Consider the following 3951-nt stretch of genomic DNA (forward strand, 5'->3'; position numbering starts at 1 on the left):
GCCCACCGCGACGTGGGGCGCGTTCTACGCGGCCCAGCGCATCGAGCCGTTCGTGCCGGTCGCGGTGGCCGCGGGAAACCTGTCGGCATCCGGAGCCGAGGTCGTCGGCCGCGCCTGCGAGGTCGTCGCGGCCGGTGCGTTCGACGACGACGAACCGCCCGCGCGACTGCACGGCGACCTCTGGGCGGGAAACGTGCTGTGGTCACCCGAGGGAGTGGTGCTGATCGATCCCGCGGCCCACGGCGGCCACCGCGAGACCGATCTGGCGATGCTGTCGCTGTTCGGCTGCCCGTTCCTGGAGCACATCGTCGTCGCCTACGACCGCGCCCGACCGCTCCGCACCGGGTGGCGCGAGCGAACGCCGCTGCATCAGTTGCACCCGCTCGCCGTTCACGCCGCGGGACACGGCCCCTCGTACGGCCGGGCGCTCGTCGACGCCGCGGAGCGGACGCTCGCTCTCGTGTGAGGCGCCGGGCTTCGGCATCCGGGATCACCTGGTTCTCAGGTGCGAGACGCGTCGGGTGTGCGGTCCACCGGGTCGCGGCATCCGGAAGCTCGCAGTTCTGCACGTTCCTCGCACCGGGTCGCGGGATTTCTGCGAGCCTCGAGCACATCTGCGAGGAACGCGTGAGCGCGGGAGCGTCAGCCGCCCCCGCAATCTGGCCGCCGATGACGGTCGGCCCCCGCGTCAGCTCCGAGCTGCCCCCCGCCGCTTCGCTCGCCGCGCGAGCACGAGGTCGATCCCCACGCCGACCCCCACCGCCACCACGATCGAGACGATCACCGCCACCACGGGCCCGCCGGGCACCACGGCCGCGACGATCGCCCCGATGACGGCCTGGTACGCCGCCCATGCCAGCGCGGCCAGCGCCGCCACCGGAAGGTAACGCACCGGATTCACCCGCGCCGCCCCGGCCGCGAGGTTGACGGCGAGTCGGGCGAACGGCACGAAGCGCGCCGTGAAGAGCACGACCGCGGCGTTGCGTTCGAGACGTGCCCGTGCCCATTCCAGCGCCCCGCGCACGCGGGGTCCGCGCATCCACGCCCAGCGCTCCACCCCGACCGTGCGTCCGACCAGGTAGCAGCAGGTGTCACCCGCGAAGGCCGCGGCCGCCGCCACGAGGATCACGGATGCCAGGGGGAACGTCTCGTGCGACACGGCCAGCGCCCCGAACGCGGTCACCGCCGCCTCGCCCGGGACGACGACGAGGAACGCGTCGGCGAAGACGAGCGCCGCCAGTGCGACGAGCGCCCAGGGGTTCGCGGCGATCGCCTGCAGCCACGCGTCGACACCGTCCATCCGGTCACTCTCCGCCGCCGATCGAGACGCCCGGCCGACCGGGCGGTGACGCCCCGCGGAGCATCGGGTGAACATCGCGAACGTCGCGCACGGAGCCGGCATCCGGCCCCCACCCTGGTGTCGTGAGAGTCGCGCTGCTGGCCGAATCCTTCCTCCCGCACATGAACGGGGTCACCGGTTCCGTTCTCCATGTGCTGCGTCACCTCGCCGAGGCGGGGCACGAGACCCTCGTCATCGCCCCTCGGGCGGGTGATGTGACCGCCGATCTGCACGGCGCCCGCACGGAGCTGCTGCGCTCCGTCCCGCTGCCGTCCTACCCCGAGGTGCGCGTGGTCTTCGCCCGAGCGGCGCGCCTGGGGGCGCTGCTGCGCGATTTCGACCCCGACGTGGTGCACCTGGCATCCCCGTTCGTGCTCGGATGGCAGGGACTCGCCGCCGCCGACGCGTTGAAGATCCCCTCGGTCGCGATCTACCAGACCGACGTCGTCGCCTACGCCCAGAAGTACGGGGTGCCCCACGCCACCGCTCTCGTCGCCGGTCACGTCGCGCGTCTCCACCGTCGCGCGACCCTCACCCTCGCGCCCTCGTCAGCCTCCACCCGGCAGCTCTCCGACCTCGGTGTCGACCGCATCCGCCGCTGGGGCAGGGGAGTGGATGCCGTGCGCTTCGCCCCCGAGCACCGCGATGCGGCATGGAGGGCCCAGGTCGCCCCGCGCGGCGAGCGCATCATCGGATACGTCGGACGCCTCGCGCCCGAGAAGCAGGTCGACGATCTGCGGGCCCTCGCCGATCTCCCCGGCACCCGATTGGTCGTCGTGGGCGACGGGCCCTCGCGCCCCGCGCTCGAGAGGGCGATCCCGGATGCCGTGTTCACCGGCCACCTGTCGGGCGACGCCCTCGCGCGAGCCATGGCGGGCTTCGACGTCTTCGTGCACCCGGGCGAGAGCGAGACGTTCGGGCAGACCATCCAGGAAGCCCTGGCCAGCGGCGTCCCGGTCGTTGCGACGGGTGTCGGCGGTCCGCTGGACCTCGTGCGTTCGAGTGTCGACGGGTGGCTCTACAAGCCGGGCGACCTCGACGATCTGCGCGGCCGTGTCGCCGACCTCGTGGGCGATGAGTCCAAGCGTCGCGCGTTCGCCCGCGCCGCCCGCGAGGCCGTGCAGGGGCGCACGTGGGAAGCCCTGACCCGCGACCTCGTCGGGCACTATCAGGATGCCGTGGCCCTCCGCCGCATCGACGACAGCCTGCTGCTGCGCGGGGGTCCGCGGCCGGCCGCGCCCGCGGCATCCCGCACCCGGGGGCGCTGGACGCGCTACGTCGCCCTCGGCGACTCGCTCACCGAGGGATTGTGCGACACCTCGCGTATGCCGGCTGGGCAGTTCCGCGGGTGGGCGGACCGCCTCGCCGAGCTTCTCGCGCACACGAGCGAGGCGGGTCCGTTCCGCTACGCGAACCTCGCCGTGCGCAGTCGACGGGTGCGCCATCTCATCGATGAGCAGGTTCCCGACGCCCTCGCGCTGCAGCCCGATCTGGTGTCGATCCTCATCGGGGCGAACGACCTGCTCGCTCCGGCGCTGGTGATGCCGGCCCTCGTCGCCGAGGTCGACTCCGCGGTCCGGGCGGTCCGTCGCACCGGGGCCGATGTGCTGCTGGTCACGACGTTCCTGCCGCGCCGGCCCGCCGCGCGCCTGTTCGCACGACGATTCGCGGCCTACAACGTCGAGCTGCGCCGCATCGCGCAGGAGCAGGGGGCGATCCTGCTCGATCTCGAGGCCGTCGCCGAACTCGGCGAGCTGCCCCTGTGGGCGGACGACCTCGTGCACCTGCGCTCGTCAGGGCATCGCCTCGTCGCCTATCGCGCCGCGGAGGCGCTGGGTGTGCCCGACGCCCGCGCGCTGCTGGATCTCGACGAGGCGCTGCACGCCGAGGCCGACGACACGCCGGGCGGTACCTGGCTGACCCGCGACGCGTTGCCGTGGGTGTGGCGCCGCGTGCGCGGTCGCACCGCGGGCGACGGCATCCGGGCGAAGCACGCCGGTTACGTGGAGCTGCCCACGCGCGGCGATCGGGAGCGCGCCGACGCGGTGTGAGGGCCCGGGTTTCGGCGTTGCGGTGGGTTCCGGTGGCTTCGACGGCTCAGCCACCGGTGGCGTCGGAGATCGTTGAGTTTGTCGCAGGGGCCGGGTAGCGGTGCGGTGGATCCCGGCCACCCCGACCGGGCCCAGCCGCCGGCGGAGGGTGAGCGGAGCTCAGTACCAGCCGTTCCGTTCGGAGTGATCCCACGCGCCGCAGGGACTCCCGTACCGCGCGTCGATGTACGACAAGCCCCACGAGATCTGCGTGGCTCCGTTCGTACGCCAGTCGAGTCCCGCGGATGCCATCTTCTCGCCCGGCAGTGCCTGGGGGATGCCATAGGCGCCGCTCCAGGGGTTCTCGGCCTGTACACGCCACCCCGACTCGCGGTTCCACAGCAGGTTCAGGCACGAGAACTGATCGTCGCCCCAACCGTAGGCGCCGATCTGTCCGCGGGCGTTCGCCCGGGCCTCATCGGGGGTCATGATCGATGTCGACGGCGGAGGTGTCGACCCGCCTGAGCCGCCGCCGGAGCCGGACCCTGCGCCGCCGCCCGGACTCGAGCCGCCGCCGCTTCC

4 protein-coding genes are annotated in these 3951 nt (G+C 73.2%); 2 read left to right on the plus strand and 2 right to left on the minus strand.

Annotated elements, in window-relative coordinates:
* Nucleotides 1–466, plus strand: a 466-nt coding sequence (locus tag RWP81_RS15045) for a fructosamine kinase family protein (RefSeq protein WP_314457445.1), incomplete at its 5' end; no start/stop codon positions are given.
* 222 nt (nt 467–688) lie between these two features.
* Here RWP81_RS15045 and RWP81_RS15050 read toward each other — a convergent pair.
* Nucleotides 689–1300: a VTT domain-containing protein gene (locus RWP81_RS15050; RefSeq protein ID WP_314457447.1), complete on the minus strand. Its 612-nt coding sequence runs from the start codon at nt 1298–1300 to the stop codon at nt 689–691.
* A 122-nt stretch (nt 1301–1422) separates the two neighbouring features.
* Between RWP81_RS15050 and RWP81_RS15055 the strand changes: the two genes are divergently transcribed.
* Nucleotides 1423–3390, plus strand: coding sequence for a glycosyltransferase (locus tag RWP81_RS15055; protein ID WP_314457449.1), 1968 nt, complete (start codon nt 1423–1425; stop codon nt 3388–3390).
* A 159-nt stretch (nt 3391–3549) separates the two neighbouring features.
* Here RWP81_RS15055 and RWP81_RS15060 read toward each other — a convergent pair whose 3' ends face one another.
* Nucleotides 3550–3858, minus strand: a complete 309-nt coding sequence (locus tag RWP81_RS15060; protein WP_314457451.1) for a hypothetical protein — start codon at nt 3856–3858, stop codon at nt 3550–3552.
* Between the last annotated feature and the right edge of the window lie 93 nt (nt 3859–3951).

This window comes from uncultured Microbacterium sp. (assembly GCF_963521695.1).
GTDB lineage: Bacteria > Actinomycetota > Actinomycetes > Actinomycetales > Microbacteriaceae > Microbacterium.